Source organism: Halomonas sp. H33-56, from assembly GCF_040147035.1.
Classification (GTDB): Bacteria; Pseudomonadota; Gammaproteobacteria; order Pseudomonadales; family Halomonadaceae; genus Halomonas; species Halomonas litopenaei.
The window spans coordinates 1,430,514-1,448,298 of the sequence record NZ_JAMSHP010000001.1 but is presented as its reverse complement, the minus strand read 5'-3'; the positions used below and the strand labels follow the sequence as shown (position 1 = coordinate 1,448,298).

12 protein-coding genes are annotated in these 17,785 nt (G+C 65.4%); 4 read left to right on the top strand and 8 right to left on the bottom strand.

What is annotated here, in order from left to right; genetic code table 11:
- The first annotated feature begins 51 nt into the window (after positions 1 to 51).
- A complete protein-coding gene (gene kdgR, locus NFH98_RS06440; RefSeq protein ID WP_108449877.1) occupies positions 52 to 837 on the top strand; it encodes a DNA-binding transcriptional regulator KdgR in 786 nt (261 codons plus the stop codon).
- A 124-nt stretch (positions 838 to 961) separates the two neighbouring features.
- Here the strand turns inward: kdgR and NFH98_RS06435 are convergent, their stop codons facing one another.
- On the bottom strand, positions 962 to 1,090 hold the full coding sequence (locus NFH98_RS06435; protein ID WP_213228344.1) for a putative transporter small subunit: 129 nt from the start codon (positions 1,088 to 1,090) through the stop codon (positions 962 to 964).
- Between the two features lie 54 nt (positions 1,091 to 1,144).
- Entirely contained in the window at positions 1,145 to 2,794 is a 1,650-nt protein-coding gene (locus NFH98_RS06430; protein WP_502878758.1) for a sodium:solute symporter family protein, read from the bottom strand.
- A gap of 1,116 nt (positions 2,795 to 3,910) precedes the next feature.
- On the opposite strand from NFH98_RS06430, the gene NFH98_RS06425 reads away from it, so the two are divergent.
- Positions 3,911 to 4,567: a response regulator gene (locus NFH98_RS06425; protein WP_124802300.1), complete on the top strand. Its 657-nt coding sequence runs from the start codon at positions 3,911 to 3,913 to the stop codon at positions 4,565 to 4,567.
- Positions 4,564 to 5,922, top strand: coding sequence for a sensor histidine kinase (locus NFH98_RS06420; RefSeq protein WP_348827801.1), 1,359 nt, complete (start codon positions 4,564 to 4,566; stop codon positions 5,920 to 5,922). The genes NFH98_RS06425 and NFH98_RS06420 overlap by 4 nt, the downstream gene beginning before the upstream one ends.
- A gap of 119 nt (positions 5,923 to 6,041) precedes the next feature.
- On the opposite strand, the gene NFH98_RS06415 is transcribed toward NFH98_RS06420, so the two are convergent.
- From NFH98_RS06415 to NFH98_RS06390, 6 genes are all read right to left on the bottom strand, one after another.
- Positions 6,042 to 8,669: a tetratricopeptide repeat protein gene (locus NFH98_RS06415; protein ID WP_349622354.1), complete on the bottom strand. Its 2,628-nt coding sequence runs from the start codon at positions 8,667 to 8,669 to the stop codon at positions 6,042 to 6,044.
- Entirely contained in the window at positions 8,666 to 9,943 is a 1,278-nt protein-coding gene (locus tag NFH98_RS06410) for an alginate lyase family protein (RefSeq protein ID WP_287165758.1), read from the bottom strand. The genes NFH98_RS06415 and NFH98_RS06410 overlap by 4 nt, the downstream gene beginning before the upstream one ends.
- A 26-nt stretch (positions 9,944 to 9,969) precedes the next feature.
- Positions 9,970 to 10,857 (bottom strand): polysaccharide lyase, encoded by an 888-nt coding sequence (locus NFH98_RS06405; RefSeq protein ID WP_287165757.1) that lies wholly within the window; start codon positions 10,855 to 10,857, stop codon positions 9,970 to 9,972.
- Positions 10,858 to 10,952: 95 nt separating this feature from the next.
- Positions 10,953 to 12,428 (bottom strand): PilZ domain-containing protein, encoded by a 1,476-nt coding sequence (locus NFH98_RS06400; protein ID WP_287165756.1) that lies wholly within the window; start codon positions 12,426 to 12,428, stop codon positions 10,953 to 10,955.
- A gap of 138 nt (positions 12,429 to 12,566) precedes the next feature.
- Entirely contained in the window at positions 12,567 to 14,474 is a 1,908-nt protein-coding gene (locus NFH98_RS06395; protein WP_287165755.1) for a glycosyltransferase, read from the bottom strand.
- Positions 14,475 to 14,483: 9 nt separating this feature from the next.
- A complete protein-coding gene (locus tag NFH98_RS06390) occupies positions 14,484 to 15,821 on the bottom strand; it encodes a UDP-glucose dehydrogenase family protein (RefSeq protein ID WP_287165754.1) in 1,338 nt (445 codons plus the stop codon).
- 461 nt (positions 15,822 to 16,282) lie between these two features.
- Between NFH98_RS06390 and NFH98_RS06385 the strand changes: the two genes are divergently transcribed.
- On the top strand, positions 16,283 to 17,629 hold the full coding sequence (locus NFH98_RS06385) for an MFS transporter (RefSeq protein ID WP_349622353.1): 1,347 nt from the start codon (positions 16,283 to 16,285) through the stop codon (positions 17,627 to 17,629).
- Positions 17,630 to 17,785 lie beyond the last annotated feature (156 nt).

The window sequence follows — 17,785 nt, the reverse complement described above, 5'->3', positions numbered from 1 at the left end:
TCGAAACCAAGAGATAAAACCCTATTTCACAATTTCTGGAATCTTGGCCCTATGGCTACTGAAGCGAAGGTCGACAACGTCACAGCGGTACTCAAGGTCATGGCGATCCTGGAGGCTCTGGATGAGGGCGGAGAATCCAGCCTGGCGGTGCTGTCCCAACGCGCCGTGATGTCAAAGAGCACCGCCTATCGCTTTGTGCAGACGCTCAAGAACCTGGGCTACGTCGCCCAGAATCCGGAAAGCGAGAAATACCGGCTGACGATGAAGGTCTTTGCGCTTGGCAGTTCGGCGCTCGGCAAGGCCGACCTGATCAAGATGGCCGATCCCGACATGGCGGCACTGTCCGAGCTGACCCGCGAAGCCGTGCACCTGGGCACCCTGGACACCTCCACCGCCGAAGTGATCTACGTGCACAAGTACAACTCTCACTTCAACCTGTGCATGCACACCCGCATCGGCGACCGTAGCCCGGCCTACACCAATTCCATCGGCAAGGCCCTGCTGGCCCACCTGCCCCCAGCACAGCTCGACGCCCTGCTCGCGAACGTCAAGTTCGAACCACGCACCCAGAACACCGTGACCACCGAAGCGGCACTGCGCGAAGAGCTGGCCGAGATCGCCGAGAGCGAGCTGTCCGAGGATCTCGAAGAGATGGATGAAGGCGTCTGCTGCTTCGCCACCCCGATCTTCGATCACACCGGGCGCGCCATCGCCGCCCTGAGCATGTCGATCCCGAGCATCCGCTACCACCAAGACAAGACTTCGGAGTACAAGCGCATTCTGGTCGAGGCCGGTCGCAACATTTCGGGCAACCTGGGCTACCTGGCGCGGCGCTGACGCGACCTCCCTGCCCTGCCGCCTGCCATGACGAAAGAAGCCGCCCCTTGGGGCGGCTTCTTTGGTTGCGGCCTGTCCCTCGCATCAAGGGCAGGTGTCGCAACGGGTCAGTGCGAGTTGCGCCTCACACCAGGGTGCGGTGGCCCTTTTTCGCCTCACGACGATCGCGGGCAACGGCGCGGCAGATCAGCAGCAGCACGCCCAGGGTGAGCGCAGGCCAGATCAATACGTAAAAGCCAAAAAGCAGAGTCATGGGGAATCTCCGTCGGTGGGCGCCGCCAGCCTGCGGCGCCCGTCAAACAAGGGTTCAGCGCTGGGTCGCAAGCCCTGCCGGGGCGGACTTGGACGGGCGCTCGTCGGCTACCGTCACGGCCTCGGCGGCATCATAGTTGCCGACCCGCTCGGCGATGGTGTCGAAGTCGAACCGCTCGCGGCTGGCGAGGCTCATCACCACGCACACCAGGGTGCTGGTGCCGTAGGCGGTCAGCGACGCCAGCAGCACCGTGTACTCCCTGAGGAAACCGGTGGCGAACACCAGCATGGCGACAAAGGCAGCAAGCCCGGCGACGGCGCCGGCCACGCGGCCGAGGAAGCCGAACACCATCAGCGCGATGATGATGCCGCCACCGATGCTGGCCAGGAACTCGAAGCCAAGACCGGCCACACCGGTCATCGGCAGCCATTCAAAACGCGCCACGCAGAAGGTCACCATGGCCACCAGCACCGAGGTGGTGAAGGCCGCGTTGGTGACCCGGCTCCAGAAGCAACTGGCGATCACCGGGAAGACGATGGCTCCCCACAGTGCCCCGACGAAGACCAGCATCACCAGGATATCCAGCGAGAAGCTGGCGAAGACGATACCGATGGCGGTGGCCACGATCATGGTGATGCGCCCTACCAGCAGCATGCGGCGGGGGTCGGCCTTGCCTCGAGCGATGTTCTTGCCGTAGACGTCGGCCATCATGATCGCCGACAGTGCCGACAGGTCGGAATCGGCGGTCGAGGACAGCGAACCGATCACCAGAATAAAGAAGGCAGCGATGAACACCGGCGGCAGGTAGCTGGACACCATCTGCGGGATCAGGTTGTTCATGTCACCGTTGAGCGGCTCGACCCCCAGGGTCAGCGCCATCAGGCCGATCATGCCAAGGCCGATGACGATGGCCCCGTAGCCCACGGTGGCGGTGAGGAAGGTCGGCTTGATGTGATCCTCGTTCACCGCGAACAGACGCTGGGAGATGGTCTGGTTACCGATGGCATAGGCCAGCACCGCAACGAAGAAGGGTGCGCCCTGATTGAGGATGGCGTCCATCGAGAAGAAGTTGGCCTGCTCGGCGGTGAGGTTGTCGAGCGCGGCCACCAGTTCAGTGGGCCCGCCCATGGCAAAGAACACCGCCGGGATGATCACCACGGCGATCGCCATCAGCGCCACCAGTTGGGCGAAGTCCGTCAGCACCGAGGCGCGGAAGCCCGACCATAGCGTGTACAGCAGCACCCCGACACCGGCGATGATGACGCCGGCCTGGAACGACAGCGGCGACAGCACCGATACCAGCGCCCCGGCGGCGGTGAAGTTGACCATCAGGCTGATGATGCTGCCCAGCAGGTTCGATAGCGCCAGGATCAGCTGGCTGGAGGAACCGTGGCGAGCGTGGATCAGTTCGCCCAGGGTGTGGGCGTTGGGCGCCAGCCGCCGGAAGCGGCGGCCGAACGGATAGATGAACAGGATCATCAGCGCGCCCCACAGCCCGTAGTGGATCGGGCCGGACACACCATAGGTATAGCCGGAAGTGGCAGCGGCGTAGAAAGAAGCGGCCCAGATCCAGGTGGCCGTCATGCTGGCGGCACCGATGCCGAAGCCGACCCGGTGGTTCGAGACCATGAAGGCGTCGGCGTCTTCCTTCTTCTTGCGGATGCTCAGGGTCAGCAGGTAGGTGCCGCCATAAAAAGCGATCATCAACAGGATGACCGTCAGGGTCGAAAACTGGTGGAGGGAGGCGCTATTCAAGGGCAATTCTCTTGTTGGTGGAACACAGGCGAGCGACGGTTCATGCGAACGCATGCCGGCACTTCACCGCGAAAAACTCACTAGACGAGCACGACAACGCCACAGGAATTCCGCCCACGAAAAGGACGAAGCTTCCTCGGGGTCATTGAAGTCTCAAGGGCCGAAATAAAACGGATTACTGCCGCTTTTTCGGCACAGAAAGGCGTCGGGACGCGCCGCAGCACATGGCCAGCCATTGCAGCAGAGGCAGACGGGCCGACATTGCGACAACCGGCGGGGCGTATCGAAGACGCCAGCAGACCACAGGTGGGTCAGGGAGGCGGGCGGCGCGGCATGCAGCGGCCCTGGTCGGTGTAGTGGGGCGACATCTCGGTCCTCTCCAGCGACAACGCAGGAACAGCATTAGACAAGACAAACAGGTCCCCGCCGGGCCATTGGCCCCGGGGTAATCCAGTCGGGAAGGTGCCACATCCATCCAGCGATGGCACTTCTCCTGGCGGTATAACGCCAGCTTGGCATCGGATCGCGAGCCAGGATAAGGGCTCGGCGTCCAGAGCGACGTGAGGCCTGTAAAAGGCGGGATAAAACCATCGCTGCGGCGCACACACCCTACTGTGCTGTGCAGAAAATGTCCAACCTGACGGACGAAGGATAATTTACCCATTTTCGACCAGACGTCAAGATAGCGGAATTCTCTCGGATGGTGGCGTAAAACCTTCGGCAATCTCGCTCTTCCCTTCCACACGCATCGCCTCCGGTAGCCGATCGAAAATCCAGACAACAAGAAGCAGGTACTGCCTGGCCATTTTCATCAGCGACACGCTTTGCGTTGGTCCCTATTACTGAAGGCTATCCTGCCCATCTACGCGTCAGCTTCCCCATGTGAGGTCAACGAGGAGAAGCGGCAAATGATAATCCTTACCAATTATTCACTCACCAACTTCCAATGTGCGAAGCAACAAAGTCTGCTTTGATCAGGAAAGGGGCGGGACAGGGCGCCGGGAAAAACCCAACGATCGGTGGTAGGCTTTTGTCGATATCAGACGCCAGTTTCGGAATATCGACGTGAGAATCCTGTTTATTGAAGATGACGATATCCTCGGAGATGGACTCTCCGAGGGGCTATCGCTGCTCGGCCATCAGGTCGACTGGCTGACCCGTGGCGACACCGCGGCCCACGCCCTTGCCGACAACGCCTTTGACGCGGTCATCCTCGACCTGTCCCTGCCGGGCTTTACCGGCATGGAGCTGCTTAGGCGCTGGCGGGACGAGGGGTTTCGTGAACCGATTCTGGTACTGACCGCCGACGAGGATACCCGTCGCTGCGTCGAGGCCCTCAACGAGGGGGCAGACGATTACATCACCAAGCCCATCGACCTGGACGAGCTGGACGCTCGCCTCAAGGCGCTGCTGCGCCGAGCCCGTGGACATGCGGACAATTTGCTGGAATGCGGCGACATCCGTCTCGACCGAAGCGACAGGCTGGCGTGGCTCGGTGGCGAACCGCTGGACCTCTCGGCCTACGAATACGTGGTACTCGAAAGCCTGCTGGAGCGACCTGGCCGCGTGGTCGCCCGCAGTCAGCTCGAAGCGCGTCTGTACGGCTGGGACGATGGTCCCGACAGCAACAGCCTGAGCGTGCTGATCCACAAGCTGCGCAGCAAGCTCGGTGACCACAGGATCGAGACGTTGCGCGGGTTAGGCTATCGGGTGTCGCCATGAGCACCTTCTATACCGGGCTACGCAAGCGCGTGGTACTTCTGTCGTGCCTGTTGATCGTGCTGACCTGGATCGCCAGCTCGCTGGCCACTCGTTCCGGTATCGAGCAAGCCTCCAAAGAGCAGCTGGCCCAGCGGGCCCAGGCGGTGGCCTGGCTGATGTTGCGCGCCGCCAGCCAGACCGACGAGCCTGTCACCGGAGACGCCCTGATCCGCCAACTGGACCAGATCGGCGAAAGCCTGGGCGAAACGATGTCCTACGAATTCGGTCGCTCTTCTGGCGACCAGGCACTGCGCTCCTCCTCCTTTCCAGACCTATCAGAAGAGGCAGTCGACGGCTTCTCCCGTCATTCCCAGGGAGACGAACGCTGGCGCGTCTTTACCGCAGTGAGTGAAGACCAGCAGACCTGGTCTCGCGTCGCCTTTACACCGGCCGAGCCCAAGCCGCTGACCGAGATGTTGCTGCTGACGCTGCAGCAGCCGCTGGTATGGGCCATCACGCTTCTCGGTCTGCTGGCGATCGCTATTCAGAATCGGTGCTTTACCCCGCTCAAGAAGATCGAGGACGCGCTCGCAAATCAAGACCTGCTCAACCCTCGCCCCCTGGCGCTGGATCCGGCGCGACTGCCCCGCGACGTGCGCCCACTGGTGACCCAGCTCGACCGGATTCTTGACCAGACCAAGAACCTGCTGGAAGAGCAACGCACCTTCGCCTACGGCGTCGGACATGAGCTGCGCACCCCCCTGGCCGGCTGTCTCAGCCAGGTCCAGGTGGCCCAGCGCATCGAGGACCCTTCCCGCCTCAAGCAATCACTCGCCAAGGCCGAGCGCGCCCTGTTGCAAATGACCCAGCTGGTGGATCAATTGCTGCTGCTGGCCCGCACCGACCCGTCCGCGCCGCTGGAGAATCCTTCCCGCATCACCCTCAGCGCTCTGGTGCAAGAGAGCATCGAACGGCGCACCGTCACCGCCCAGCGTGAAGGGGTGGTGCTCAAATGGCGTGTCGACGGCCCCCACGACTCCGAGATCGAGGCCAAGCCTGAGCTGGTGCGCACTCTGCTGACCAACCTGATCGACAACGCCATCCGCTACTCGCCTCGCGGCGGCGAGATCCTCACTCGGGTGAACTGCAGTGACGACAGGTGGCTGGTACTCAGCGTGTCCGACCAGGGCTCGGGCATCGATGCCAAAGAAAGTAACCAGATCTTTTCGCCCTTCTATCAGAGCGAGACCGGCAAGAGCAGCGGGCTGGGCCTGGCCATCGTGCGCGCCATCGTCAAGGCCCACGGCGGTGACGTCTCCGCCCACCGCAGGCCGATGCTGGGCACCGAGATCCGCGTGGTCCTGCCCCGGGCCTGAATCTGATCTTCGGCACCAGCCCTGGGCACGACACTGAGGATGTTCGCCGCGAAACGTGCGTCTTGCGACCTGTACCTTGATGGCGGTACGCCTCGCTAGAGGCGCAACGCGGCGGGTGTTCAGCTTTCCAGGTTGGGGGTTTCCATCAATAGCTGATGCAGGGTCTCGATGGCCAGATCCCCCTCGCCTTCCAGCACGCCGTCGAGCCATAACAACGCCGCCTGCTGGTTGGCGGTTTCAAGCCCCCTGGACGCCAGGTAGGCCTTGGCCAGCGCCAGTCGCGCCGAGCCGTGGCCCTCGAGCGCCGCGTCGACCAGATACTCGGCGCCACGCTCACGATCCTGCTCGAGCGCCTGGCCTCGCAGCAGCTCGCGCCCCAGGGTCGCCTTGGCCCCGGCATGGCCGGACTCGGCGGCGGTGGTCAGCCAGCGCCGGCCTCGCTCGGCGTCCACCGACAGCGGTCCCTCGCCACGTACCAGAGCGGTGCCCAGAATCTTCTGGGCCGAATCGCTACCCGACTCGGCAGCCTGGGTCAGCCAACGGTCGGCCCGCTCGCCATCGGCACTCACGCCCTGGCCGTCAAGAAAGGCCCGGCCGATCAACTGGGCCGCGTAGGCGTTGCCGGCAGCGGCTGCATCGCGCAGCAGCGACAAGCCTCGCTGGCTATCGGCCGCCACGGACTCCCCTTCCAGATAGGCCTTGCCCAGCGCCAGCTGAGCCCCCAGGCGGCCGTGTTCGGCGGCGCGTTCGAGCCAGGCGACACCCTGTTGCGGATTGGCCGCAACGCCGTCTCCTTCGAGCAGGGCGCGCCCAAGGTCGACCATGGCGTGGCTGTCGCCCGCCTCGGCCGCCTGGCGCCACAGGTCCATGGCCCTGCCGGCGTCCCGGGCCACCCCGATGCCCTCCATGTAGATGCGCCCCAGCGGCGCCGCGGCGCTGGTATCGCCACTACTCAGTCCACGGGCAAGCCAGGTACGCGCCTGTACAGGATTGCGAGCGATCCCATTGCCCGCCAGGTAGGCCTGGCCAAGCTGGGTCATGGCACCGGCGTGGCCGGCCTCGGCGGCACGCCGGAGCTGGCGGATATTGCCGGCGTCACCCTGGGCCAGACGGGTCCTCATCAAGGCGTCGCCAGCGGAGGTGTGGCCGGCCTGCTCGGCACGTTTAAGCCATTCGGCCGAGCGCGCCAGGTCGACGCCGACGCCGGTACCCTTGCGATAGGCGCGCCCGAGCACCAGCATGGCGTAGGCGTCGCCTTGCTCGGCGGCCTGCTCAAGCAGCGAGACGCCCTGGCCTCGGCCACCGCCCCCCGGCAGCTGGCCGGTGAGTCGAGCCAGACCGAGCAGCGTCATGGCACGCACGTCGCCCTGCTCGACCGCCTGCGTCAACAATTCCTCGGCTCGCGCCGGGTCTGCGTCCAGCACCTCACCTTCGAGCAACGCCGCGCCTAGGGTGCGTCGCGCCGCCGCGTGGTCCTTGTCGATGGCGTCCTGCAGCAGTGTCATCGCGCGCAGCGGGTCCTGGCCGACATGATCGCCTTCCAGGTAGGCCTTGCCGAGCTGGTAGCTCGCCCAGGGGTGGCCAAGCTGCTGTCCCTGGCGCAGATGCTCGAGCGCCAGTTGCGGTTGGGCAGGCACCTTGTCCCCGTCCAGATAGAGGCTTCCGAGCACGGCGTGGGCCAACGGGTCGCCCTGTTCGGCGGCCCGGTTCAACAGCGCCGTGCCCTCGTCCAGATCTCGCTCAAGGCCGTTGCCTTCCACCAGGGCTCGCCCCAGTACCACCATGGCGTTGACGTCCCCGGCGGCCACAGCGCGATCGAGCCAGCGACGGGCGAGGCGCGCATTGCCGTCGCTGGCCCTGAGGTGGTCACGTCCCAGCGCGGTCATCGCCGACACCTCACCGGCGTTTGCCGCCCGCGACAGCCATTGCCGACGCCGTTCACTGTTGCCTGGATGCCAGCCACCCTCGGCATAAAGCTCGGCCAGGTCGACCATGGCCGCGGGTTCGCCGGCCTCGGCCTCGCGCTCAAGGGCCCTGAGCTGACGCCGGCGATAGTCTTCCACCAGCTCCGGCGCTTCGGCCAGCCAGCCGCCCGGCGCATGGGCCTCGGCCAGCGCCGCCATGGCCTCGCTATCACCGTCATCGGCCAGTTCCTGGTACAGCGTTCGAGCCTTCGCCGGATCGGCACGCACGCCATCTCCTCCACGGCTGAGCAGTGCTGCCAGCCGGGCCTTGGCGTCGCGCCCGACGTCCTCCTCGATGGCCTGCTGGAGCAGGTAGTAGCCCAGCAGATCATCCCGCTGCACGCCGTCGCCTTCCAGGGTCAGTCGCGCCAGGTTCAGCGACGCATGGCCGCGAATCCAGGAAGGCGTCGCCACCGCCTTGCGATAAAGCTCGGCGGCTCGCTCGGCATCGCGCGGCACGCCAAGCCCCTGGTCGTAGATCTTGGCCAGCTCGTAGTAGCCCTGGGGCAGCCCCTGATGGGTCAACCGCTCCAGCGCCCTTATCGCCTGCTGCGTGTCGCCGGCGGCCAGGGCGCGGTCGGCCTCCTCGACGCGGTTCTTGTGCATCCACAGAAGGTTATTGGCCTGGCCGCCGTCAAACAGCGCCTGGTCCTCGGCGGCAAGCTCGCGTGTCCCGTGGGGCCCCAGGTCGCTTGCGGTGGTGACACAGCCGGATAACAGCAGTGCCACGCCGGCGGCGCTGCCCCAGTGCCTGACATTTGTGATCAATCTGGGTGTTGTCATTGTGGGCCTCCGTTATCGGGTATCAGCGAGACGCCATCGGCCTCGCTGAGTGCCTCCAGGGTCTGCTGCTTGCGCGACTGATCCTCGAGCTCCAGGTGTTGCTGGGCTCCCGGCGCCATGAAATAGAGCGTCACGTAGCCCCCGGCGCTGCGGTTGTAGATCGGCCGACGCTGCTCGAGAAAATCGGCGATGCGTGGGTCGTCGAAGCGCGACTGGTAGACCTCCATCCACGAGAAGTACTGGGGGTCTGTCAGAAAGCCGCGGTACTGCTCGCTGGGGGCCATATCCCCCAGCACGCCAGGGTCATCGATGGCGCTCATGGTGAAGTCCACGGCGTCATGGATCGTCTTGCCGTCCACCTCCAGCGAGAAGATGTCGTAGCCCTGACGGGCGATCACCTGCATGTTGGTAATCAAGTACAAGAGTGCGTAGTTCTGGTAGTGGGTGGCGCGACGCCCCCGCTCCATCTCGAGCGGAAAGGCGCCTTGCTCGGTCATGTCATTGAGCGCCGAGTGGATGGCGCTGACGCCGAAGCGAAACAGCTCGTCGTTTTCCACCAGCACCCCCACCGTGCTGGCGTACAGCGCCCGCCGGTAGAAGTGGTTGTTGCAGCAACTGTTGCCGGCGTCGCCGGGGATCGCCGAATGCTCAAGCGCCAGATCCTCGAGCCAGCGCTCGACCCTCTGCCTCGGCTCTTCCAGACCGTCCACCTCGGGGCGCACCACCGAGTAGGCCAGCGCCGCGGCGAAGATCATCGACTCGGTGGCAAACCAGGCCTGGGGCTCCTCGGGCTCGTAATGGAAGCGAGTCAGGGCGTCCTGGCTGGCCCAGTGATCGAGATAGCGCACCAGACAATTGGCGTAGTAGTCATCGCCGGTGGCGACGAAGGTTCCCGCCAGCAGCGACACGCTGTCCTCGAACTCGAACAGCGGCGCCGAGGCTTCACGCCACTCCTCGGGGCTCGGGTAGAAGCCGGGAATGCGCATCTGCGAGGTGATGGGCGGCGGCTGCAACAATTGACGACAGCTGACACCCTCACCCAGGGAATCCTGTATCTGCGTCAGGATGCTGTTGTCCTGCTCTTCCAGCAGGGCCATGCGCGCCTCGACATCGAAGTAGGAGGCCTGTGGGTCCGAAACCCGGTAGTCCTCGAGGTCAAGCGCCTGGCGCTGCTCCAGGGTCAGAGCGCTGGCCACGGGCAGCCAGCCACCCAGCAGCAACGCAAGGCCGCCTGCTCGCGCCAGGCGCGGCAGTGTTATCGCTACATTCAGCATCGTGTCTCCTGGCCGGCAGCGGGTCGCTACCGGCGATAAAATTCGAAGTCGGCAAAGTCCAGGTGCTGGTCTCGCGGGGTGCGCCAGGACTCGCCGGTGCCACCGAAGAAGGTGGAAAACATCAGGCCGTCGATGTAGCCGTCCTCGACGTCGCGAAACTCCACGCCAGATACCTCGAGTCGAGGCTCGCCGTCGATCCACACCCGCATCAGGCCATCCTGACGGCTCGGCTCATTGAGCCGGATTTCCTGCTCGACGGTGACCCAATCACCACTGGCGAAGTGCCAGCTCCCGCGCCCCAGCGAGGCGCCGTAGGCCGTATCCTGATTGACCACGTAGGCGTAGAGCTCACCCTGACCGTCGCGCCGCCACATGAAGCGGGCGCTGAAGCCGTTGTCACCGGTCGCCTGGGTGCCGCCACTGGGCGCCTCGCCCCCATAAAGCCCGGGCAGCTTGCCGCCCTTGACGAAATCGAAACCGTCGGGGAAACGCAGCCGATAGCGCAGGCAGGCATGCTCGGCTCCGGCCAGGGCCTGGGGCGCGGCGTAGAAGCCCGCACCGCCACGTTTACCATCGCTGGGTGAAGAGGTGCCCGCGGGATAGAAGGCCCGCAACACGGCTCCCGCCTCGGGGTCCTCGACCAGGCTCAGGTTCTCCAGGCCCCAGTCGCGATGGCTACCGAAGCGCTGCTCGATGATGTCGTCGATCTCCCCCTCGACGTCGTCGAGATCCGGCGCGAACACGGGGCGCAGCCGCTGCGAACAGGGCGTCGCCGAGACGTCGCTGGTGACCTCCATGGCGTCGGCCCCTGCCCCGGGGGCCAGGGTGGCAAGCGAGAGCCCCAGGGCGAGCCCGACATATAGCGTCGGCCCGGTCTGTGACTGCGTTGTGTCGATGGTCTTGTCGTGGTGCATCGGTCGCTCCCGTCGGCCCGTTCGGGCCCTCGGTGGCGGTCATCGCCGTGACGGGGTCTGGTCGGCCCCGCCACAGGGGCGTCTCGAGTGCTGCGCTAGACGTTCTCGCGCACGCTCTCTTCTACCTGCTCATAGAGGTCCTGGGCCTCATTGAACACGGTACGGCCGCCCTGCCAGACCCGCTCGACGGTCTCGCCGATGATCGGGGTCTCGTTGAAGCGAACGTCCACCGGGGTACCGACGCTGCTGGCAGGTAGCGGTTGCTCGGGAATCAACAGCACACTGGCCACGTTCTTCTGCTGGCGAACCCAGCCAGGAAAGCCGGCGCGCGGCTCGCGCTCGACATCCAGCGCCACGCTGCGCACCCGGGCATCGATCATGCCGGACTCGTGGGGCAACGAGATAAAGGCCTTCTGGTTGGGCTCGATTCGCTCGATATCGCTCATGTGAACCAGTGCCTCAACCATGATCTCGTCGTCACCGGTGCGCACCAGCGTCATGATCCGCTCGCCCTGGTCGATATAGGTGCCGTCGGCGCTGGACAGCGCCCAGGCCACCAGGCAGTTGCAGGGACTGAAGATCTCGTTCTGGGCCTGCTCGGCCTCGAGCGCGGCCAGGCGCGAGCTCTGATACTCGCGGGCGGTCTCGAACTGGTCGATGCGGGCCCGCGCCACCGCCGGTGACACAGTGTCGTAGCTCACCGAACTGCGCCCGGCCGGCTTCGACGAGTTGGCCACACTGACCGGGCCGGAGCCCGCGGCCTCGAGGCTCTGCTCCAGGTTGTCGATCAGCTGGTCGTTATACTCCTGGGCGGCCTGGGTCAGGATCAGCCCGGACTGCAGCTCGTGGTTCCTGACACTGGTGAGCTTTTCATCGCGCTCGACGCGATCCCCGGCGCGCAACCCGTGCTCCATCAAGACGCCGGGCCCGGGGGCGCGCACCTCGATACGCGGTGCGCTGACCGCGGCAAAGCTTGGTTCGATCAGCATGAAGTTGCGATACAGCGCCGCCGTCAACACCAGACCGAGCGCCGCGATACCGGCGACCAGCAGCAGATAGCGGCCCCAGCGCCGACCACCGCCACCCTTGTGGCTGGCGCCGGCACCTGCGCCACCCTTGCGCTTGCGCGGTGTCTGGGCGTTCTCGCTGCCGACCATCGACTGGGGATCGAGGTGGCGGCCGCTCAGGCGTGCCCGGACGATGTCCTTGACCAGCGCCAGGTGCTGCGGCTCGATCGAGGTGAATTCCCAGCCGGTCAGCGGCGCTTCACCCTGGTGGGCTTCGGTCTTGTGGCGGCACACCGCCGAGAAGGGCACGATGAACTCGCGCCCGGCTTCCTGGATACGCAGCTCCGCCTGGATCCAGTCGCCGGGGGCGTGGCGCTGGTCGCCTCGCATGGCCATGCCGCCCAGGGAAAGATCGATGCCCCTGGCGTGCTCGCCCTGCGGCATCACCACCTCGAAGTCGGGTGAGACGCGAATATGGTGACGCTCGCTGCGAGCTTCATGGCTGACCTGATCCATCCGGCTCGCGGTGTCGTCACGCCTGTTGCCGTCGTTGTCTGTGGTCATGGTTGATCCGTTGTGCTTGGTGTCCGAAGGGCGCGCCCGCCTCTCGGGCCGGGACGCGCTTGCTTGCTGTGGTGTCGTTAAGTTGGCGAGTGGCAGGCACTCTGCGCACGTGGTGTCGCGCGGGCAGTGTGACGGTGGCTAGAGCACCTGCACCTCGAGGCGTTCCAGGGCGATCTCCTGCCCGCCCAGGGACAGTGCACAGCCGGCATCGACCGGGCAGCTCACCCTGGCCTCGCGGCTCGCGGTCAGCCCCGGCAGCCTGAGTGCCTGGGCGGCGAATTCGGGGCTCAGCGACAGCACGGTGGCGTCGCCGTCATCGGCGCCGAGCAGGCGCTCGACGCGTACCTCGTCCTCGCTGCCCAGTTCGCTGGCCAGCTGATGGTCCAGTGCCACCACGCCGGGGGGCAGGCGCAGCGCAGTGCCTTCCGGTGCCCGCACTACCGCCTGGGACAACCAGCGGTTGTCACTGCCGGCGTCGGCCTGGTCGGCGGCAAGCTGCTCGCTCAGCAGGTTGGCGCTGGGCAGATCAGGGGCCTTGAGTGCCCCGGTGACCAGCACCAGCACCAGCACCAGTGCACCCATATGGAAGCCATGCAGCAGGTGGCCCATGCGCCGCTGGCGACGTGCCGCCCGGGGGTCGTCGGGCTCGCCGGCGGCGATGCCCTGGCGCGACCAGGCCTGACGGTTGAAGCGAAAGCTGACGTAGGTCTTCAGCAGCGCACCGAAGATCTGGTTGTAGTAGAGCAGCGGCAGCCACAGCACGCTGAAGCGGCGACGCTGCAGGGCCAGCACCAGAGTCGCGATACCGCGGGTGAACAGGATCCACAGCAGGTAGGCGAAGATGAACGAAGGCCGCACGAAGAGCGTGACCAGGATCGCCACCGTGGGACCGATCAGGGTGGTCCACATCGATAGCCGCTGATCGACCAGACACCACCAGGTGAACCAGCCCATGGGCCTGGGGCCGAGCTGAATAGCCCTGCCACTGGTGCGCAGCATGTTGCCGTACCAGCGACGCATCAGATCCGTGGTGGAATGAAAGAAGCGATGACGATCGGGCAGCTCCTCGAAACCACTGACGTACACGTCCGGCACGTACAGCATCTTCCAGCCGCGCTTGAGCAGGCAGAACCAGGTGGACTTGTCGTCCCCGGACAGAAACTTGAAGGTGCCGAAGCGCCAGTGGTCGATATGGTCGCTTTCGACCGTCTGGATAAACTCCCGCTCCACCGCCACATCGGCGCGAAACACGCTGTAGCGACCGGTCAGCACCAGTTGGCGCTCGGAGATCGACATCGAGCTCATCATCAGGTGACGCTGGGCGTAGCGCAGGTCGTACCACTCGCGGGTAGCGTCGCCACCGGTCACCCTGGCGCGGTTGTTGGTGGTGATGGCGCCCAGATCCGAGCGCATCAGCAGAAATGGCAGCGAGCGCTCGAGGGTGCCCGGCTCCAGCAGGATGTCCCCGTCCATCGACACCAGCAGCGACGAGGGCCCGGGCATCTGGCGCGATATGGCACGCAGCACCTCGGCCATGGCCGAGCGCTTGCCGTCTCCGCGCTGAAACATGTAACGCACGGACACGTTGGCCGGCTGGCCGCATACGTCCATCACGTGCTGGATCACGTCGACGTCGGTGCGGTCGGACACCGAGGCGAAGATGGTGGTCGGCACGCCGTAGTTGGCGCACTCTTGCACCAGCGCCTCATAGACCGGGAAGCTCACCTCCGGCTCGATGCGAAAGGAGGTGCACAGTACGAAGAGTTCGTCCGGCCGTATGGCCTGGGCCGTGGCGTCGGCGTCACGGCGCAGCTGCGGAAAACGCACTCGGTTGTACCACAGCGAGCGCGCCGCATGGATGAACCACCAGCTGTAGCGCCAGGCACCGATGGCCCCGATGGCAAAGAAGAAGCTCTGCGACTCGGGGGAAAAGACGTCGTCGGGCAGCTCCAGTACCAGGATCGTCAGCAGCGCCAGCAACAGAAGCATGGTTGCAAGCTCGGTGACGCGGCTGGCCCTGGAGGAGGCGAAGGTCGCCTTGCTCATGCCTCCTCCTCAGCCGTTGGCCACGTGACGGCGGCCGATGGCGTGGTACTGAAGCCCAGCCTCACGCACACGGCTCGGCTCGAACAGGTTGCGTCCATCGATGATCACCGGACGCTTCAAGCGCTCGCGGATGGTGGCAAACTCGAAGCCACGAAAGCTCTTCCACTCGGTGCAGATCACCAGGGCATCGGCACCCTCGAGCGCCTGTTCGGCGGAGTCGGCCAGCGCCAGGTCGTCACGCTCTCCATACAGACGCTGGCATTCCGCCTGGGCCTCGGGGTCGTAGGCGCGAACGCTGGCGCCGACCTCCCACAGCGACTCCATCAGCACTCGGCTCGGCGCCTCGCGCATGTCGTCGGTGTTGGGCTTGAAGGCGAGCCCCCACAGGGCGATGGTGCGCCCGGCGACATCGCCGTCCAGGGCCTCGTCGAGCATCCGAAACAGACGATGCTTCTGGCCCTTGTTGACCTGCTCGACGGCCTTGAGCAGCGCCACCGGCTGCTGCACTTCGTTGGCGGTCTGAGCCAGCGCCTTGACGTCCTTGGGGAAGCAGGAGCCACCGTAGCCGCAGCCCGGATAGATAAAGTGATAGCCGATGCGCGGGTCGCTGCCGATGCCGTGGCGGACCTGTTCGATGTCGGCGTCCAGCTCCTCGGCCAGATTAGCCATCTCGTTGATGAAACTGATCTTGGTGGCAAGCATGGCGTTGGCGGCGTACTTGGTCAGCTCGGCGCTGCGCACGTCCATGAAGATCATCTTGTCCTGCTGACGGCTGAACGGGCTGTAGCACTCCCGCATCAGGCGGCGGACCTCGTCGGAGTCGGTGCCGACCACGATGCGCGCACCACGACTGAAGTCATCGATCGCCGCCCCTTCCTTGAGGAATTCGGGGTTGGAGCAGACATCGAAGGCCTGCTCGGCGCCACGTTCGGCCAGGGTCTGCGCGACGGTCTGGCGAACCCGGTCGGCGGTGCCCACCGGCACGGTGGACTTGTCGATGATGACCTTGTAACCCTCCATGTGTTGACCGATGGTGCGCGCCACGCTCAACACATAGTGCAGGTCGGCGCTGCCATCCTCATCCGAGGGCGTGCCGACAGCGATGAACTGCAGGGTGGCAAAGGCCACGGCCAGGGCCGGGTCGGTGGTGAAGTTCAGACGGCCGGCCTCGACGTTGCTGGCGATCAGCGTTTCCAGGCCAGGCTCGTAGATCGGGATGTCGCCTTGTTCCAGACGCGCGACCTTGTCCTTGTCGACGTCCATGCAGATCACATTGTGTCCCGCGTCGGCCAGACAGGCGCCTGTCACCAGGCCGACGTAGCCCGATCCAAAGATGGTGATATTCATGCGGTTCTATGCTCCAGCGACGAGCCGCCTCGATGCCTGGCAACGCAGGTCGACGCGTCGGTCGTTGTCGTCGAATGATCTTCCACTGCAGACCGGCGCAAGCCGCGGGCTCGCTTGAACACTGCGCGGTGGGCTCGTCGCCGGGTGCGAAAACGGGTGGTCGGGATGCCTTGCCAGTCCCTTCATCGGGCGTCCCTGGCTTGGGACGCCGAGGGCATCCCGACGCAAGGAGTGGTTCCGTCCAACTCCGAGGGGCACGTTAGGCGGCGAAGATTAATCCAGTATTAGCGGAAGGAAATTCTTTGCCGACAACCACTTGCTGACCCGATCGAGGCGCCCCTTGCCGATCAGCGGTACGCCGGACACACTGACGATTAGCGGCGGCGGCGATGGACTGGCGCCGCGGTACCCCAGACGACAACAGACTTCCGTCGCCCCCTCCCCGGACAAGCGAGGCCGCCGTGACCACATCGACTCCCACTTCCACCCTGTCGGCGGCCTGGAGCCTCTGGGCGCTGCTGCTCGGCGTTGGCCTGCTGATGCTCGGCAATGGCCTGCAGGGCAGCCTGCTCGGGGTGCGCGCCGCCGAGGAATCCTTCGGCAACACGGTCACCGGCCTGGTGATGTCGGCCTACTTCGTCGGCTTTCTGGCCGGCTCCACCCTGACCCCACGCAAGCTTCGCGACGTCGGCCATATCCGGGTGTTCGCCGCCCTGGCCTCGATCACCTCCATCGCCATCCTGGTCCACGTCATGTTCATCGACCCCTGGGTGTGGGCGGCGATGCGTTTGATGACCGGCTTCGCCTACGCCGGGCTCTACGTGGTGACCGAAAGCTGGCTCAACGGCCACGCCAGCAACCACCTGCGCGGGCGACTGCTGGCGTTCTACATGGTCATCAGCTATCTCGGCATGGGCGGCGGCCAGTTGCTGCTGAACGTGGCCGACCCCAGCGGCATCCTGCTGTTCTTGATCGTCTCGATACTGATGTCGCTGGCGCTGGTGCCGATCCTGTTGAGCTACACCCCGCAGCCGGACACCAGCCAGCCCGAGGCGATGAACCTGCTGCGCCTGTATCGACTGTCGCCGCTGGGCACCCTCGGTTGCCTGCTGACCGGGATCGCCAACGGTACTGTGTTCGGCATGGGCGCGGTGTTTGCCGCCAACCATGGGCTGGAAACCCACCAGATCGCCGCCTTCATGGGGGCGTTCATCCTCGGTGGGGCGCTGTTTCAATGGCCGCTGGGCAAGCTCTCCGACAAGACCGATCGCCAGTGGGTGATCCTCATCGTCGCCGCCCTGGCCACCGTCTTCTCGCTGGCCGGGCTGCTGTTCGACCAAGGCGCAAGCCATGCGCTGACGCTGCTCGGCGTGCTGCTGGGCGGCACCACCCTGACGCTCTATTCACTGTTTCTCGCCTGCGCCAACGACGTCCTGACGCCGCAGCAGACGGTGTCCGCCAGCAGCAGTCTGGTGCTGGCGCTCGGCATCGGCGCCATCCTCGGCCCGCTAAGCACGGGGCTATTGATGGACCTGCTGGGCTCTGCCGGCTTTCTGTGGGACCTGGCGCTGATCCACGCGCTTATCGTGGTCTTCGGCGGCTACTGCCTGTGGCGCTATCCGAACCAGCCCTCGGACACCCACGGCCACTATGTCGCGGTCCCCGCCGGCACCGCCTCCCTGGGGGCAACCTGGGTCGAGGAAGCGGCCGACGATCCGGTGCAGCTCGACCTGGAACTGATGGACGCGGACAAGGAGTCCTCCCTGGAGGAAGGCCCGGCGAGCGCCGCCGAACCCGGGCGCAGCTGACAGGCCCCTGCCGAACGCGCCCGCCAGAACACGCCTACCGTCGTTTTTCCCCGCCAGTGCCTTGCGCTGGCGGGGCCCCGCATCACCGCCAATGTCCCTTCCCACCTCCAGCGGCGTCTTCTACCGCCGGCCGCCTTCTGCCAGATCGTCGTCTTG